15 protein-coding genes and 1 pseudogene are annotated in these 17,068 nt (G+C 70.5%); 8 read left to right on the plus strand and 8 right to left on the minus strand.

Translation table 11 applies throughout. The features are described from left to right. Window positions 1-94: 94 nt before the first annotated feature. Together LZ604_RS19565 and LZ604_RS19570 are read right to left on the minus strand one after the other, a co-directional pair. Window positions 95-352 (minus strand): hypothetical protein, encoded by a 258-nt coding sequence (locus LZ604_RS19565; protein ID WP_234516676.1) that lies wholly within the window; start codon window positions 350-352, stop codon window positions 95-97. Further along, window positions 339-653 (minus strand): DUF6400 family protein, encoded by a 315-nt coding sequence (locus LZ604_RS19570; RefSeq protein ID WP_234516677.1) that lies wholly within the window; start codon window positions 651-653, stop codon window positions 339-341. Before LZ604_RS19570 ends, LZ604_RS19565 begins: the two co-directional genes overlap by 14 nt. Window positions 654-846: 193 nt before the next feature. Between LZ604_RS19570 and LZ604_RS19575 the strand changes: the two genes are divergently transcribed. After that, window positions 847-1,374, plus strand: a complete 528-nt coding sequence (locus LZ604_RS19575) for a TetR/AcrR family transcriptional regulator (protein WP_308283609.1) — start codon at window positions 847-849, stop codon at window positions 1,372-1,374. Between the two features lie 131 nt (window positions 1,375-1,505). On the opposite strand, the gene LZ604_RS19580 is transcribed toward LZ604_RS19575, so the two are convergent. From LZ604_RS19580 to LZ604_RS19595, 4 genes are all read right to left on the minus strand, one after another. After that, a complete protein-coding gene (locus LZ604_RS19580; protein ID WP_234516679.1) occupies window positions 1,506-2,321 on the minus strand; it encodes an alpha/beta hydrolase in 816 nt (271 codons plus the stop codon). Between the two features lie 328 nt (window positions 2,322-2,649). Continuing rightward, complete coding sequence (locus tag LZ604_RS19585; protein ID WP_234516680.1) at window positions 2,650-3,828, minus strand: anhydro-N-acetylmuramic acid kinase; 1,179 nt, start codon at window positions 3,826-3,828, stop codon at window positions 2,650-2,652. A gap of 90 nt (window positions 3,829-3,918) precedes the next feature. Further along, window positions 3,919-5,505 (minus strand): sodium:solute symporter, encoded by a 1,587-nt coding sequence (locus LZ604_RS19590; protein ID WP_234516681.1) that lies wholly within the window; start codon window positions 5,503-5,505, stop codon window positions 3,919-3,921. A gap of 8 nt (window positions 5,506-5,513) precedes the next feature. Further along, window positions 5,514-6,515, minus strand: a complete 1,002-nt coding sequence (locus tag LZ604_RS19595; RefSeq protein ID WP_234516682.1) for an N-acetylglucosamine kinase — start codon at window positions 6,513-6,515, stop codon at window positions 5,514-5,516. 213 nt (window positions 6,516-6,728) lie between these two features. Here LZ604_RS19595 and LZ604_RS19600 point away from each other — a divergent pair, with 213 nt between their 5' ends. The 7 genes and pseudogenes from LZ604_RS19600 (at window position 6,729) to LZ604_RS19630 (ending at window position 14,057) form a co-directional block, all read left to right on the plus strand. Beyond that, window positions 6,729-7,676, plus strand: coding sequence for a MurR/RpiR family transcriptional regulator (locus tag LZ604_RS19600; protein ID WP_234516683.1), 948 nt, complete (start codon window positions 6,729-6,731; stop codon window positions 7,674-7,676). Window positions 7,677-7,750: 74 nt separating this feature from the next. After that, the gene (murQ, locus tag LZ604_RS19605; protein ID WP_234516684.1) at window positions 7,751-8,677 is read left to right on the plus strand and encodes an N-acetylmuramic acid 6-phosphate etherase; all 927 of its coding nucleotides are present in this window, start codon (window positions 7,751-7,753) and stop codon (window positions 8,675-8,677) included. Window positions 8,678-8,978: 301 nt separating this feature from the next. Beyond that, a complete protein-coding gene (locus LZ604_RS19610; protein ID WP_234516685.1) occupies window positions 8,979-9,188 on the plus strand; it encodes a ferredoxin in 210 nt (69 codons plus the stop codon). Further along, window positions 9,178-10,545 (plus strand): NAD(P)/FAD-dependent oxidoreductase, encoded by a 1,368-nt coding sequence (locus LZ604_RS19615; RefSeq protein WP_234516686.1) that lies wholly within the window; start codon window positions 9,178-9,180, stop codon window positions 10,543-10,545. Before LZ604_RS19610 ends, LZ604_RS19615 begins: the two co-directional genes overlap by 11 nt. Before the next feature lie 36 nt (window positions 10,546-10,581). Continuing rightward, window positions 10,582-11,800, plus strand: a pseudogene (locus LZ604_RS19620) (cytochrome P450). 245 nt (window positions 11,801-12,045) lie between these two features. Continuing rightward, window positions 12,046-12,846, plus strand: coding sequence for a MerR family transcriptional regulator (locus LZ604_RS19625; protein WP_234516687.1), 801 nt, complete (start codon window positions 12,046-12,048; stop codon window positions 12,844-12,846). Next, window positions 12,843-14,057 (plus strand): glycosyltransferase, encoded by a 1,215-nt coding sequence (locus tag LZ604_RS19630; RefSeq protein ID WP_234516688.1) that lies wholly within the window; start codon window positions 12,843-12,845, stop codon window positions 14,055-14,057. Before LZ604_RS19625 ends, LZ604_RS19630 begins: the two co-directional genes overlap by 4 nt. Window positions 14,058-14,268: 211 nt before the next feature. Here the strand turns inward: LZ604_RS19630 and LZ604_RS19635 are convergent, their stop codons facing one another. Then, complete coding sequence (locus tag LZ604_RS19635) at window positions 14,269-16,335, minus strand: phosphocholine-specific phospholipase C (protein ID WP_234516689.1); 2,067 nt, start codon at window positions 16,333-16,335, stop codon at window positions 14,269-14,271. Window positions 16,336-16,464: 129 nt separating this feature from the next. Continuing rightward, entirely contained in the window at window positions 16,465-16,800 is a 336-nt protein-coding gene (locus LZ604_RS19640; RefSeq protein WP_234516690.1) for an MDR/zinc-dependent alcohol dehydrogenase-like family protein, read from the minus strand. Window positions 16,801-17,068: the final 268 nt, after the last annotated feature.

A 17,068-nucleotide genomic window follows, 5' to 3' on the forward strand; every position in this document is an offset into this window, starting at 1 on the left:
CGAGGTGTTCGCAGAGAACGGGGAGCGGCCTATGGTGCGGGTCGGGGGTTCACCATCGTGCTGCCGGAGGCCCCGCCCGGTGCGGGCGTGGGTGTCACTGCCGCCCGACGTCGCCGGTGCTGTCCCCCCAGCGGGACCGGGTGGCTCCGAACCCGGACTCGTGCGTCCAGATGTGGAGGCACGACGGGCACTGCAGGTGGAGCAGGCTGCCCGTGTTGGAGAGCAGGTAACGCCAGTGGTCACGGCATGTACGCCGATCCTGGCACGCCGTGCACCCGTCCCTGTCGTTGCAGTTCGGGCAGGCCACCCAGGCGCGGCGTCCGATGTCGGCCTGAGGGTCAAGAGGCAGCACTGCCGTCGCCTCTCCTGGGCAGCACTCCGGCCGCGACCAGGTCGTCGTACAGGCGCTGCTGCTCCTCGCTGAGGTTGGAGTACAGCAGCTCACGCGCTCTGTCCTCGTCGCGCAGCACTGCGACGGGATCCCAGTCGGGGCCGATGGCGGCGAGGACGTGGGTACGTCGCAGCGACTCGTGCGAGGTCAGGTCGACGCTGAACTCGACGAGCGACGTGCTGTCCGGGAGATCCGCCGCGGGTCGAACGGCTGCGGCGGGTTCGTCCCGTTCGTCGGGAAGAGTGGGGTCGTGGGGGGACATATGGCAGAACTTAGGTAGCCCTTGCTGGGTGGGGCAAGGGTGGGTGGGGGAAGTCACAGCAGGTCGGCGGGCATGTGGTGCCGCGTGCGGCAGCCCGGAGATACGTGGATAGAACGTTCCGTATACTTGCGGTATGTCGAAGTCGAGAAGTGTGCCCGAAAGCGGTCGGCGGTCCGAGGCGCGTGATCGGCTGTTGAGCACGGCGAGCCGGCTCTTCTACACGGAAGGCATCCGGGCGGTCGGCGTCGACCGTGTCATGGCGGAGGCGGACATCGCCCGGGGCACCTTCTACCGGCACTTCAAGGGCAAGGGCGACCTTGTCCGGGCCTACCTCGAGGCGACGGATCAGCAGATCCGCGCCCGCATGGCCGCCGCCGGGGAAGAGCTCGCCGATTCTTCGGCCTTCCTTCAGGCCGTGGCGGGCGGGATCGGGGAAGAGTTGTGCGGTGCGGGCTTTCGGGGCTGCCCGTTCATCAACGCGGCCGCCGAGTACCCGGAGCGGGACAGCGTCGTCCATCAGGCGGTACTGGCGCACCGGTCCTGGTTTCACCGGACGCTGCAGGACGCGTTTCAGCAGCTTGGTGCGGCCGACCCCGCTCGGTCGGCCGACGCCATGGTCGCTCTGCGTGACGGTGCCATGGTTGCCGGCTACCTGAGCGATCCGCAGAGGGCGAACGACACCCTCGTACACGGCGTCGCCGCTCTCCTGGCCGCCGGCTGACCGTTCACCTTCCTGCTTTCCGGGGCCTGTTTTGCCTCGCGGTGGCGGACTGTTTCACGAGGTTCGCCGGAGCTTGACGACGCCGCTCCGGCCGGCCAGGATCCTTCCTTTCGGCGCCGGGCGGAGTGCCGTCAGGTGCCGCTGAGGCCGTGGTGAGCTGCCCAGTTCAGCGCGTAGTCGGCGACTTCTTCCCAACCGTCCTGGCCGAGGATGAAGTGGGAGCGGCCGGGGAACTCGTGGTACTCGGTGACGGCGGGGGACTTGCGGTACAGGCGCCAGTTGGCCTTGTTCAGCTTCGGCGGCACGATGTGGTCGGCCTCGCCGGCGATGAAGAGCAGGGGAGCGCGCCGCCGGTTGCGGAAGTCGACCTTTGTGGCGGCGCGGGGGTTGAAGTTGGCGAACGCGCCCTGGAAGAGCACGCGGGCCGAGCCGGGCACCTGATAGCGCTCGTAGACGGCGGCGGACTCCGCCTCGCCGAGCGTGTTGGTGAAGGCGTAGTGGAACTGCTGCGGCGTCAGGGCGATCGCCTTGTTCTTGTTGGCGGGGTTGCCGAGGACCGGCCAGGCCGACTTCAGCGTGGAGTACGGCAGTGGAAGGACGCCCTTGACGGGTGCGGAGTCGACGGCGACACCGGCGCTGCCCAGTCCGCGGTCCAGCAGGATCTGCGTGACGGCTCCGCCGAAGGAGTGCCCGATGATGACGGGCGCCTGATCCAGGCGGCGGATGACCTCCTCGTAGCGGGCGATCACCTCGCGCAGCCCCACTCCCGCGACACGGGAGGGGTCGCGCCGTATCTCCTCGACCTCGCCGTCCAGGCCCGGCCAGGCGGGGGCGATGACCCGGTATCCCTGCGCCTGGTAGCGCTCGGACCATTTCTCCCAGCTGCGGGGGGTCATCCAGAGCCCGTGGATCAGTACGACGGTGCGGGCGGGGGAGGTGCCGGTCATCGGAACTCCAGAAGGCTAGATAGAACGTTCTGTTCACTTGTGACGGTACGCCGCGTCGTTGCCCGAAGCAATCGGGGGGAGGGGCGGCTTCGTCACACCTCTGGCCCGCAGGCCTCCGCAGGGCGGCCTGGCCGCCCGTGTCCCACGACGACTCGGCCGCTGATCAGGAGATGCGGACCCCTTCGGTATCCCTGAGTAGGACCACGCCGGCGAGGTCGTCCGGAACCACCGTGCACATCGAACGACCGGAGGAAACCGTGGCGGCACCCCCGCTCTGCGCGCCCCCGCCGGCGGAGGTGTTCATGGTTCCTCGCTACGGGGCGGGCGGTCAGTGGACGGCTTCGGCGATCCTCAGCAGGCGCGGCGGCCGCGCGGCGGGCTCGGGCAGACGCAGCGGCGACAGACCGGGCGTGATGCTGCCCAGCAGCGCGGCGCGGCGGGCACCCGTACCCGAGGGAATGGCGCCGGGCAGGCCGTGCACGGTGAGGAAGCCCAGCACGGCGAACGCCAGCGCCTCCTTCGCGTCCGATGGAAGCCCCAGCTCGTCACTGGGGCGCAGCTCCACACCGGGCAGCTCCTCGGCGATCATCCGCATCAGCACCGGATTGCGCAGGCCACCCCCGGACACCACCAGGCTCGTGACCCCGTGGGCGCGGCAGGAGTCCGCCACCGTGACGGCCGTCAGCCTGGTCAGGGTGGCCAGCACGTCGTCCGGTTCGGGCGTGGGCACCGCGGCCAGCGCCCGCAGCAGATACGGCAGGTGGAAGTGCTCCTTTCCGGTGCTCTTCGGCGCGGGCCTGCCGTAGTACGGATCATCGAGGAGCGCCGTGAGCAGGTCGGGGATGACGCGGCCGGCACCCGCCCGGCGGCCGTCCTCGTCGTAGGCGGCGGCCCCCTCGGTGAAGTGGCGGACGGCGGCGTCCAGGAGCGCGTTGGCGGGACCGGTGTCGAAGGCCAGGGGCTCCGTGCCGGGCGCGAGGACCGTGACATTCGCGATACCGCCCAGATTCAGCGCCGCCGGCACACCCGGCAGCCCCCGCAGGAGCAGGGTGTCGGTCATACCGACCAGCGGGGCTCCCTGTCCCCCCGCGGCCACATCCCGGCTGCGCAGGTCGGAGACGACCGGGAGCCCGGTGGCTTCGGCGATCCACGCGGGCCGGCCCAGCTGCAGGGTGCCGCGGACGGTGCCGTCCTCCACCCAGTGATGCATGGTCTGGCCGTGGGACACCACCAGGTCCGCGGTGCCGTCGCACAGCTCGCTCAGGGCACGCCCGGCGGCGCCGGCGAACGCCTGCCCGATGCCGGTGTCCAGCGCGCACACGGCCTGGGTGGTCGTTGGCGCGGGCGGCAGCGTGGCGGCGATCAGTCCGCGCAGTTCGTCCGGATAGGGGACGGTGAGGTGGCCGAGCGGCCGCATGTGCAGGGTGTCGCCGTCCAGGGTGAGGTCCGTGGCGGCCGCCTCGATGGCGTCGTACGAGGTGCCCGACATCAGGCCGATCACACGCATGGCTTCTCCCAAGTAAGGATCACGGGGCGGACGGGTGGGCCCGCGGTGCGGGGCCGCCTCCGGTGGGCGGCCCCGCACCCCGGGCGTTTGTCACTCCCTGCCGGCTCCCGCCGCCACGCGGCCCGACCCGGAACCGGACTCCGGCTCACCGCCGGGCAGCCCCACCTCGTTCACCTGGGCCACCTGCGGCGCGCGATGCAACAGGCTCGTCACACCGCCCACCACCAGCGTGATCAGCACGCCGATCGGTACGAGCCACTGGGCCGCGATCGCGGTGGGCACCATCGCCCCGGCCACCGTGACGTCGATCTTGACCTCGCGCACGATGTAGGTCATCACCGCGACCGTCACCACGAAGGCCACCATGGAGTCGACCTCGTTGGCCCGCTTGACCAGCCGCCCCAGCAGGAACGCGCCGAGCAGTGCGCCGTAGGTGTAGCCCGCGATGGTCAGGCCGGTCAGATACACATTGCCCGTGCCGGCGCTGAACGCACAGGCGAAGACGGCCATGAGCACCGCCCACACCAGCGTCATCACCCGGGCCAGCTTGAGCAGGGTCTCCTCGGAGGGGGTGCTGCGGAAGAAGCTGTGGATGATGTCGGCGACCGTCGAGTTCGACATGGAGTTCAGTGCCGAGGACAGCGAGCCCATCGCGGCGCCGAGGATGCCGGCCACGAGCAGACCGGAGATCACCACGGGCAGCCCGTGCAGGATGAAGTTCGGGTAGAGGTTGTCGGAGCTGGTCAGGCCCAGGTCCTTGAAGCCCTTGCCCTGGTTGTACGACCACAGCAGCGCGCCGACGAGGGAGAAGGCGGCGAACTGGAGGGTGACGAAGACACCCGAGGCGATCATGGCCTTCTGGCCGTCACGCAGCGAGCGGGTGGCCAGGACGCGCTGGACGATCAGCTGGTCGGAGCCGTGGCTGGCCATCGCGAAGATGGCGCCGCCGATGATCGCGGTCGGCAGGGCGAACGGGCTGGTGAGGATGTGCGCCAGGTCGAAGTTGGTGTCGAAGAGCCTGAAGTGGCCGGTGTGCAGTGCGCCGGCGAGGCCGTCACCGCCGACGTGGCCGGACAGCACGGCGATGGTGAGGATCGCTCCGCCCAGGTACAGACCCATCTGGATGGCGTCGGTCCAGATGACCGCCTTGATGCCACCGAGGTAGGTGTAGACGACGGTGATCACCGTGAGCACGATGATGATGACGCGGTAGCTCGAGTGCACGCCGAACTCGTCGAGCAGCAGCTTGATCGGGATCGCGGAGGCGAACAGCCGGACGCCCTCGGCGAGGAGCCGGGTGAAGACGAAGGTCACCGAGGCGAGCCCCTGCAGCTTGAGCCCGAATCTGCTTCCCAGGTACTGGTACGCGCTGACGAAGCCGCCGCGCTTGTACAGGGGAATCAGCACGGTGGCCACGACGACGCGTCCGATCACATAGCCGAGGGCCAGTTCGACGTTGCCGAACCCCTGGCCGCTGTAGGCACCGCCGGGCACGCTGATGACGGTGAGCACACTGGTCTCGGTGGCGACCACGGAGAACGAGACGGTCCACCACGGCATGTGGCCTTCGCCGACGAAGTAGTCCTTCGCCGTTCTCTGCCGTCCGGCCAGGCGCAGTCCGATCACGGCGATGGCGACCAGATAGACGACGACCACCACGAGGTCGAGTCGGCGCACGCTCTCTCCTAGGCATCGGCCGCCGGGGTCACCGGCGGGGTGGGGACAGTGGGGAGGGGTGCCGTCCGCCGTACGCGGGCGACATGGGCTTCGTGCGGAGCCGAGGCGTCCAGCGCCAGCAGGCGCGCCCCGTCCAGTGGGTCCCCGAGCGGGGGCCGCAGGTGAAGGGGGCGCGGAGAGCCGGTGAGCGCTGTCCTGAGCGGGCCGAGGAGCGGTTCACCCAGGCCGGTGAGCCCGCCGGTGACGGTGACGGGCAGCGTGTCGCCGCCGCCGATCCGGCGCGCGGCCGTGAGCACGGCCTCGCCGAGCGCGGCGGCGGCGTCCCGGACGATCGCGGAGGCAACGGCGTCACCCGCGGCGGCGGCCCGGGCCACGTCCGGGGCGAAGGACGCGGCGGTACGGGCGGGGTTGCCGTCCCGTCCGACGGCCGAGGGCATCCGGTCGGGGTCGCCGAAGCGCTCGACGGCGGCGGCCAGCAGCGCGGTGTCCGGTCCGCGTCCGTCGTGGGCGCGGAGCGCGGCCCGCAGTCCCGCCGCACCGATCCAGGCGCCGCTGCCCTCGTCACCGAGCCAGGGTCCCCAGCCGTCGACGCGGGCGTACGATCCGTCGTCCCCGATGCCGATGGCGACGGAGCCGGTGCCGATCGCGAGCACCACTCCGGTGCGGCCGCCGAGGGCGCCCGCGTGGGCGGTTACGGCGTCGCTGGTGACGGCCACCTCCTCCGTGGGCAGGTCGTCGAGGAGCAGGGTGGCCAGTTCACGGGCCGCCTCCGGTGCGGCGGCCGCCCCCGCGGCCCCGACGCAGACCGTCGCCAGCCGCTGTGGGGGCTCCTGCTCCAGGAGCGGGAGGACCGCGGCGGACACGGCGGCACGGGCCGCTGCCACTCCGTTGTCGGCGGCGAGCCCGGGGGCACCGGGTACCTCGTGGACGTCATGGGCGGGTTGGCCGCCGCTCCACAGCACGGCACGACAGCCGGTCTTGCCGAGGTCCACCGCCACTGCTGCTGTCATGGGGCACGCCTTCGTGTCTCCAGGGATCCGGCGCGTCGGACGGTCACGGGACGGCCGCCGGGCCGGTGACCGGCCGGATCGCGGTCCAGCGAGTATCCGAAGGCCGACCTCCGAATGTCAATAAGTAACCTCTCATAGCCAGGCGCGTAACTTTTTGACGCACCACCGAGGCGTGGTTAATGTGTCGCCCACCCACTCAGGAGGGAACGGCCCATGGCCCGCCAGGAACGATCCCGCACACCGGCCCGGCCGGCGGAGGACACCACTCCCGCCGCCACCCTGGCGCGCATCCGCGCGGCGCTGCCGACCCTCGCCCCCTCGGAACGGAGGGTGGCCGACGCCGTCCTGGCCGATCCGGGGCAGGCCTCGGAGCTGTCCATCAGCGCCCTCGGTGAGAAGGCCGACACCTCGGTGGCCACCGTGATGCGCTTCTGCCGGGCCATAGGCATCACCAACTACCCCCAGCTGCGCCTCGCCCTGGCCGCGGCCGCCGCCCACGAGCACGCTGTCGGCGGCGAACGCCCGGCGCCGGGCACCGACATCAGCGCCACCGACACACTGGACGAGATCGTCAAGAAGATCATCTACAACGAGGTGCGCGCCCTGGAGGACTCCGGGGCCGGGCTGGATCTCCAGGCGCTGGGCCGTGCGGTGGACGCCGTGGCCGGGGCCCGGCGGATCGACATCTTCGGCGTCGGCGCCAGCGCCTTCGTCGGCCAGGACCTGCATCAGAAGCTGCACCGCATCGGCCACATGGCCTTCATCTGGACCGACCGGCACGCCGCCCTCACCGCCGCCGCCCTCCTCGGGCCCGGTGACGTGGCCCTCGCCATCTCCCACTCCGGGGAGACCGAGGACACCCTCGAGCCCCTCCAGGCCGCCGCCGAACGCGGCGCCACCACCATCGCCCTCACCAACGTCCCGCGCTCCACCCTCGCGGAGAGCGCGGACCTCGTGCTGACGACATGCGCCCGGGAGACCCCCTTCCGCTCCGGTGCGACCGTCAGCCGCATCGCGCAACTCGCGCTGGTGGATTGCCTGTTCGTCGGGGTTGCGCAGCGCTCCTTCGACGAGACGACCGCGGCGCTGGAGAAGGCCTACGGGGCCATCCAGCGCCGCAGGCGCCCGCAGCCTCCCCGCCGCACATCCGCCGGCGACTGACCGCCGACGCCGCTTCTCCCTCCGCATCCTTCAGCACCGCCCCTCAGCACCATCCTTGAAAGGACGACCGCGCCGTGGACCTCAGCACACTGGCCACAGAGAGCCGCAACGAGCGGACCGCAGAGCTGGACCGCATGCCGGTCTCCGAACTGCTCTCGGTCATGAACGCCGAGGACCAGACCGTCGCCCTCGCGGTCCGTGATGCCCTCCCGGAGATCGGGTCGGCCGTCGAAGCGATCACGGAGTCCCTGCGCCGGGGCGGACGGCTGATCTACATCGGTGCCGGCACCAGCGGCCGCATCGGCCTGCTCGACGCGGTCGAGTGCCCGCCCACCTTCGGCACCTCCCCCGAGCAGGTGGTGGGCCTGCTGTCCGGAGGCCCGGACGCCTTCGTCGTGGCGGTCGAGGGGGCCGAGGACGAACCCGAGAGGGCGGCCGCCGACCTCGACGAGGTCGGCGTGGACGACAAGGACACGGTCGTCGGACTCGCCGCCAGTGGCCGTACCCCCTATGTGATCGGCGGCCTGAAGCACGCCGCCGCCAAGGGAGCCGTCACGGTGTCGGTCGCCTGTAACCGCGACGCGGTCGTCAGCCGCTACGCCGACATCCCGATCGAGGTCTCCACCGGCCCCGAGCTCCTGACCGGGTCGACCCGCCTCAAGGGCGGCACCGCCGAGAAGATGGTCTGCAACATGCTCTCGACCGCGTCGATGGTGCGCGTGGGCAAGGTCTACGGGAACCTCATGGTCGACGTCCGGGCCAGCAACGACAAGCTCGTCGACCGCGCCCGCCGCATGGTCGTCGAGGCCACCGGCACCGACCCCGACACGGCCGCGGAGGCTCTGCAGGCGGCCGGCGGCCACGCCAAGACCGCCATCGTCATGCTGCTCACCCACTCCACCGCTCAGGAGGCCGCCCGAGCCCTGGAGCAGGCAGCCGGTGACACCCGGACCGCCATCGCAGGTTCGAAGGCGGAGGCGCACGGATCGGCTGGTTCCTGATCCAGGCCCTACGGACCCGAAGCGCCCGCGGCGCTCTCTCGTGTCCGCGCACCGTCGGCCCATCGCGGCCGGCGACGCCCTGACCCGCAACCTCGACGAACCACCCACGATGGGGCACGGACCTGAACGGGTGAACCGCCTCCGGACTCCGCTGTGCCTCGTCGACCCGTCGGTGTCCGCGTATCTCCCGCCCCCGCACCCCGAGCCTGCCCGGCCTCCGGCATAGCAGCCGGGCGAGAGCGCGCTTCTTCCCTCACTCTGTAGTGGAGGAGGGGGATGGGACGACGGAGGGAGCGGCGAGATGCAGATCGTTGTGGACCTCACGCTCTGCCAGGGCTATGCGCAGTGCGTGTTCCTCGCCCCGGAGGTGTTCCGGCTGCACGGGGAGGAGGCATTGCTCTACACACCGACCGTCCCCGACGATCAGCTGGAGCGCGTACGCCAGGCCGCGGCGGCGTGTCCCGTGCAGGCCATCCTCGTCGGTGAGGAGGTGAGCGCGGGTGACCGATGACCTGCGCAAGGGCCGAATCGTCATCGTCGGCGCGTCGCTGGCCGGGTTGAGGGCCGCCGAGACGCTGCGCGAAGAGGGTTTCACCGGCTCACTCACCGTGGTGGGGGATGAGGCCTACCCGCCCTACGACAGGCCCCCGCTGTCCAAGCAGGTGCTGCTCGGCCAGACGGCGCCGGACGCCACCGGGCTGCCGATACGCCGGGACCCGGACGCCGAGTGGCGGCTGGGGGTGCGGGCCACTGGTCTGGACCCGATGGGGAAGCGGGTGCTGCTGTCCGATGGAGACCCGCTGCCGTTCGACCGGCTGCTGATCGCCACCGGCACCCGGGCGCGGCCCTGGCCCAACCCGGAGGAGGCCGCCCTGGAAGGGGTGTTCACTCTGCGCACCTGCGATGACGCCGGGGGCCTGGCCGCGCGGCTGGCCGCCGGGCCACGGCGGGTGCTGGTCATCGGCGGGGGCTTCACCGGCTCGGAGATCGCCTCGGCCTGCCGGGAACGGGGATTGGAGGTGACGGTCGCCGAACGCGGCCCTGGCCCCCTGGTCGGGGCGCTCGGCGGGACGCTGTCGAAGCTTGCCGCCGCGATGCATCGGGGCCACGGGGTGGACCTTCGGTGCGGGGTGACGGTCACCGCCCTGCACGGCGACGGCGGCGGCCGGTTCATCGGAGCGGACCTGTCCGACGGCAGCCGTGTGGAGGCGGACGTGTGCGTCGTGGCGTTGGGCGCGGTGCGCAACGTCGAATGGCTGGCGGACGCCGGCCTTGCCGCGGGCCCGCGCGGTGTCGCCTGCGACGCGGGGTGCCGGGCCTTCAACATGTACGGAATCGTCACCGACGACGTCTTCGTGGCCGGTGACGTCTCCCGCTTCCCGCACCCCTTGTTCGAGTACCAGATGCTCTCCCTGGAGCACTGGGGCAACGCGGTCGCGCAGGCCGAGGTGGCGGCCCACAACATGGTGAGTCCGGGCCCGCTGAGGCGTCCCCACCTTGCGGTGCCGATGTTCTGGTCGAGCCAGTTCGGGCTCAACATCAAATCTGTGGGCGTCCCCTCCTTCTCCGACCAGGTGGTCATCGCCCAGGGTTCCCTGGAGGCGCGCCGTCTGGCGATGGTGTACGGCTACCGGGGGAGGGTCACCGCCGCGGTCACCGTCAACATGGCCAAGTCGCTGGAGTACTACCAGCACCTGATCGAGACCGCCGCTCCGTTCCCGCCCGCCCCCGGCGCGGCGGACCGTCCGATGGCGGCCGAGATCCCGGTTCCCTCCGATGTGCCGGACCCGAAGGGGCTCTCCCACGGCCCCACCGTCGCGCTCACCGGCTATCTGCCGGACCGCCGGCTGACCGTGGTGCAGCACTGAGGCTGACGCTTCCACCCGTCCCCGAGGAGCCCCAACATGACCGAGGACACCCTGCTGGAACGGATCACCGACTACGCCAACCGCCCCGACCCCTACCCGCTGTACGCGGAACTCCGCGAAGCGGGGCCCGTGGTGCGGCAGGCGGACGGCAGCTACCTTGTCGGCACGTACCACGAGATCGCCGCTCTGCTCCACGATCCACGGATCAGCGCCGATCCGAGAAGCCGTCCGGCCTCGGCCGGTGATCTGTACGAGGAAGGTGCGCAGCCGCCCTTCCTGCGGCTCGACGACCCCGAACACCACAGACTGCGCACCCTGGCCATGCGGCCGTTCGGACCACCGCACAGCCCGGGCCGGGTCGACGCCATGCGCGGCCAGATCGCCGACATCACCCGGGAACTGCTCCAAGGGTTCCGGGACCGCGAACAGATCGACATCGTCGACGACTTCGCCTACCCGCTGCCCGTCACGGTGATCTGCCGACTGCTCGGTGTGCCACGAGAGGACGAACCGCTCTTCCGGGAATGGTCCGACGTCCTCGTCGCGGGCGCCGACGTCAAGCCCGGAGAGGACACCACCGAGCGGAACCAGGCGACCCAACAGGCACGGGCCGAGATGGGCCGGTACCTGCTGGACCTCGCCGAACGGCGCCGCACCCATCCGAGCGACGATCTGCTGTCCGCCTTCGTCAACGAACCCGACCCGGCCCTGCGGCTCACCCGCGAGGAACTCGCGCAAACGGCGGTCCTGTTGCTGATCGCCGGGCACGAGACCACGGTCAACCTGATCACCAACGGGGTCCTCACCCTGCTGCGCCAGCCCGACCAGCTGGACCGGCTGCGCCGCGAACCCGGCCTGCTGCCCAGCGCGGTGGAGGAACTGCTGCGCTACGAGCCCCCGGTCCACATGCGGGAACGTATCCCCCTGGCCGACATCGGCCTCGCCGGCACCACGCTTCCCACCGGCAGCACCGTGGTGCTCGCGCTGGCCTCGGGCAACCGCGACCCCAAGCGGTTCCACGACCCCGACCGGTTCGAGCCGGCCCGCCCGGACAATCAGCACCTGGGCTTCGGCAGCGGCATCCACCTCTGCTACGGCGGACCGCTCGCCCGCATCGAAGCCCAGACCGCACTCGGCGCACTGATCCCCCTGCTGGGTACCGCGGCCCTGGTCCAGGACCCGCCCCCCCTACCGGCAGAACGCCATGCTCCGCGGCCCCCGCCACCTCCTCCTCGGCGGGATCAGTAACCACTGAGGAGAGTGCGCACCGTTTGCAGTGCCTCAGGCCCCGCGTCACTGTGCCAGCGTGAGGGGTCCGCAGGGCGACGTCCCCAGAAGAAGTACGCGAACGGCCACATCGCTCTCGAGCGTGGCCGGCCCCTCCTGGGCGACCAGACGCATACTGCTGCCCTCTGCGATGGGCGTGACGGCGGCACGCTCCTGAGTTGACCCTCCCCCTACGTCAGGCTTCAGGCTGTATGCCGACGAAAGGGCAGGTGGGTGAGCTACTCAGTGGGACAGGTCTCGGCATTCGCCGGGGTGACGGTGCGAACGCTGCATCACTACGACAAGGCGGGGCTGCTGTCACCGAGCGGCCGCAGTCAAACCGGCTACCGGCTCTACAGCGACGCCGACCTGGTCCGTCTCCAGCAGATCCTCTTCTATCGCGAGCTCGGCTTCACCCTCGATGAGATCGCCGCGATCCTCAAGGATCCACAGGCGAACGCCCTGGAGCATCTGCACGCCCGGCAGCGGCAGTTGCGTGCGGAGATCGACCGGCTGCAGCAGCTTGCCGAGGTGGCGGAACGGGCCATCGAGGTCCAGCGGACCGGGGTGTCCCTGACCCCTCAGGAACGCTTCGAGGTCTTCGGTGAGATCACCTTCGACCTGAGCTACGCCACACAGGCAGAGCTCAAGTGGGCGCACTCGGAGGGACAGCGCGAGGCGATGGCGCGCGCGGCCGCCCACACCAAGGAGGACTGGCGGCAGCTCATGGGCGAGTCTTCCGCCTGGCGCGCGGAACTGCTCGCGGCCTTCGACGAGGGGGAGCCGAGTGACGGCGAGCGGGCCATGGACCTGGCCGAGGAACACCGTCTGCACGTCTCACGCTGGTTCACCTCCTGCCCACCCGGCATGCACCGGCGCATCGCGGACGACTTCGTCGCCGACCCACGCGCCTTCGCCTTGGTCGTGCCGCCGTCACAGCAACGTCCGGGCCTGGCCGCCTACCTGTGCAAGGCGGTTCACGCCAATGCGGCCCGCCGCGCAGGCGTCCGTACCGACTCCGAGGGGGACCGATGAAGATCCTGATCGCCGCGGCCGGCTCGCGCGGCGACATCGCGCCGTACACGGGCCTGGGCGCCGAACTGCGCCGGGCCGGGTACGACGTCGCCCTCGCCACCACGGACGCCTTCGCACCCCTCGCCCGTGACGCCGGACTGGAATTCCGCGGGCTTCCCGGCGACACACGGGGGAGCAGCGGCGTCACCGGCAGACGTGAACTGATGCGCGTCGCAACCACGTTCATCACCGAACTGGGTCAGGGTTTCGCCGACGTGACGGACGAAGGCACGGATCTGCTCCTGCTGTCGGCCACCACGGCCCCGCTCGGCTGGCATCTCGCCGAGGCCAGGGGGATACCCAGCCTCGGCGTGTACCTCCAACCCAACGCTCCGACCCGCGACTTCCCTCCCGTCATCACAGGCTCCCGCTCACTGGGCCGCCTCGCCAACCGCGCGACCGGACGCTTCGCTGTCCGTATGGCCGACCGTGTCTACGAGCAGGCGGTCGCGCGGCTACGCCACCGCCTGCGGCTGCCACCGGTCTCGGCCCCCGCGATGCGCCGACGGCAGGAACAGGCGAACTGGCCCATCCTGCACGGTTTCAGCACGGCACTGGTGCCACGTCCCTGCGACTGGCGTTCCGGCCTGAACGTCGTGGGGAACTGGTGGCCCCACCTCGACGTGACCGAACGGCTGCCCACGGACCTGGAGGCCTTCCTTGACGCCGGGCCCCGGCCCGTCCTCATCGGCTTCGGAAGCATGGCGGCCGGAGACGGGGAACGGCTGAGCGAGATCGCCGTACGAGCTTTGCGTCGCACCGGGCTGCGCGGCATCCTCCAAGCCGGCAGTGCGGGGCTCGCGGCGGACGGCGACGACATCCTCACCATCGGGGCCGTACCGCACGCCCTGCTGTTCCCACGACTGGCTGCCGTGGTCCACCACGCCGGGGCCGGCACCTCGGCCGCGGCGTTGCGTGCCGGAGTGCCGGCGGTCACGGTGCCGGTGACCGCGGACCAGCCGTTCTGGGCGCGACGACTTGCCGCCGTCGGCGCCGCTACCGACCCGATCCCCTTCCGAACGCTCACCGCCGAACGGCTCGCCGAGGCACTCGGCCGAGTCGTGCAGCAGCAGGGATACACACGAGCCGCCGCGGGAGTGGCGCAGCACATGGTGACCGAGGACGGAGCAGGCCAGGTCCTCAAGGCCGTCCGGCAGCTGACCGGCGGCTGATGCCGGCAGGGTGACTCCCGGCGTCGGCCGATGCGCGCGGGCAAGGTACGGGCCATCGGCGCCTAGTCCTTTCGCGGCTCAACCGGTGGGTGCAGCCGGGTCCTGGCGTTGAACGACTCGACACCCAGAAGCCATCCCAGTTGCCGAGACTGCCGGCATCGGAGACACGGGTGGTTCGGTCCGCACCCCGGAGGGGGTGCGGACCGATGGCTCAGCCGGTGACGCTGGGGGCGCCCGTCTCTATGTGGCCCACGAAGCGCCGCGAGAAGGAACCGTCGGCGCTGACCGTGACGGTGAAGTCGTACCAGCCGCCCTGGTAGGCCACGGCGTTGAAGAAGTCGTCCGTGAACTCTCCGGCAGCCACCTGGTAGGTCCAGGGACCGTCACTTCGGTAGTTGTTCGACTTGATGGTGAAGGTCACGCTTGCAGCGGTCTGGTTCGTCATGCGGAACCAGACCGCCTGCTTGCCGGTGGTCGGGGCCGGGGCGTAGTAGCAGCCGACCTCGATGTTCTTGGCCGGGCCGAGAGCGTTGCCGGTGAACCGGCGCAGGAAGCGGTTGGGGCCGACGACGCTCAGATCGTAGAGCCCGTTGCCGTAGCCGCTGCCGACGTTGAAGTAGTCCTCCGCCTGGCCGTCGGTGCGTGTGGCGGCGTTGTAGGGGTCGACGGTGTACTGCCACGGACCGCCGCTGCGGTAGGCGTTGGCGTAGACCGAGAAGTGCACCGCCTCGCCGGCCTGGACACCCTGGTTGGCCATGTCGACCCAGACCAGGACCTGACCGTTCGCGTTGTAGTCGAACCGGCTGATGTAGGCGTTCGGCTGGTAGGGAAGTGCCCGGGCCGGCTTGGTGCCCGTCTCCTGCACGGGCAGCGCGTTGGTGTTGGCGCTGGGGTTCGGCAGCAGATAACAGTTGATCTGGCCGATGACCGCACTGGTGGAGGGCAGGGACGGCATCCCGTAGACGGGAGAGCCGAAGTCGAAGCAACCAGTGAGGTCCCCGGTCACCTTGCGGCGCCAGGCGCTGATGCTCGAGCAGCGCGCGGGGGTGCCAAGCGCCGTGGTCCAGGCCTCCATGAACTGGATGACCGATGTGTGGTCGGTGACCTGTGAGTTGACCCAGCCACCACGGCTCCAGGGCGAGATCACGAACATGGGCACCCGGAAGCCGAGCCCGATCGGTGTGCCGTTGACGAACTCATCCGGGGTCCCGGCCGGCGGGACCGGCGGCGGCACGTGGTCGAAGAAACCGTCGTTCTCGTCGTAGTTGATGAACATGACGGTGGAGTTGAAGACGGCCGGATCCGCGTTGAGTGCCTGCATCACCAGGTTGATGAAGTGCGCACCGTCATTCGGCGGGGCGGACGGATGCTCCGAGAATCCCTGATTGGCGACGATCCAGGAGACCTGCGGAAGGCTGCCGTTGAGCACGTCGTGCCGGATCGCGGCAGCGATGTCGTCCGGCGTCGACCCGGAGGTTCGCGGCACCGAAGCCATGCCCCGGTCGTACAGCGGGTTGCCGGCGGAGGCGTTCTCGAACACCGAGAAGTAGGCGAGGCCGTTGTCGCCGAAGTTGTCGCCGGCGTTCTGGTAGACCTTCCAGCTCACGCCCGCGTTCTGCAAAGACTCGGCGTAGGTCTGCCACTTCAGGCCGGACTCGTCCGCACCGTCGTACGCGGGGCCGCCGGCGGTGCCGTCGGGGTCGATCATGCCGCCCCACAGGTAGGTGCGATTGGGGCCGGTGGCGCTGAGGATCGAGCAGTGGTACGCGTCGCAGATGGTGTAGGCGTCGGCGAGGGCGTAGTGGAAGGGGATGTCACCGCGCTTGAGGAAGCCCATGGTCCGGTTGGTGCCCTTCGCGGACACCCAGCTGTCCATCTTGCCGTTGTTCCAGGCTTTGTGCTGCGAGGACCACCCGTGGTCGAGCGAGCCGTCGCACTGGGCGAGTCGCTCGCCGTCGACGCCCAGCCAAGGAGAGGTGGCGCTCATCGACCAGGGGTACTGACGCCCCGATCCGGACGGCTGACTGAAGACCGAATGGCCGCCCGGCAGTGTGATGGTGCTGCGGTCGGCGAAGCCGCGGACACCCTTGAGGGCGCCGAAGTAGTGGTCGAAGCTGCGGTTCTCCTGCATCAGGATGACCACGTGCTTCACATCGGTGATCGACCCGGAGGCGGCGGATGCCGTCGTGTGCTCCCCGGCGGGCAGTGCGTCCAGCCCCAGAGCGGTGCCGACGACGGCTGCGCCTCTGAGAAACGTACGGCGGTCGAGCGGTGACACATGGACCTCCGAAGGGTGGTGGGAGGAGAGAGGGGGCGGCGCTACTTTGCGTCCGTTCCATTGCTGAACACCGAGGGCCAGCCAACATGGGCATGAACCTTTCAAAAGCGCTTTGGACCAGACTTGTTATCAAGTCGAGATGCCGAGTTGTTCGTGAACGCGTGGCGCGGACGCGGGGGTCGGCGTTGCCTGGGCGGCCTCGACGAGTGAGTACGCCTGCCACACGGGCAGGTCGAGCCTGCCGGCGTCGATCAGGCCGGCCGGCTGCGGCAGGGCCTGCCGGAAGCGGTAGGCTGGGCCCCTGCCGGTGAACCGCACCTCGCGCTGCCCGGCAGCGGGGTCGGCGATGGTGACGACCTTGACCGGATCGCCGATCAGGGCGACGGAGCCGGAGAGTACGTACGCCCCGGTGGCGGCGAACGGGAAGTCCACGCCGACCGGGACGGCGGCCTTGACTCGCTCCACCCAGCCTCGCCGTACAGCACAGGGGCGGCTCCGAGGCCGCCCACACGCCCGAGGTCCTGCTCGGCGACCGTGCCCACGGCCCGCGGCGGCGGCGCCCTGGCCGGCCTTGTCGACGACAACCGGCCACGGCCGAGCCGGGGACCACCGGGAACCCGACCGGGAGGATGCCCCGCATCACTCAAGCTCCGATCCCGGCACCTACCCCGAGCCGGACAGTGACGTACGCGACGTGGCCACCGCCTGGCTGAAGAGCCCGCGAGAAGGCATC

Source organism: Streptomyces glomeratus, from assembly GCF_021462825.1.
Lineage (GTDB): Bacteria > Actinomycetota > Actinomycetes > Streptomycetales > Streptomycetaceae > Streptomyces > Streptomyces glomeratus.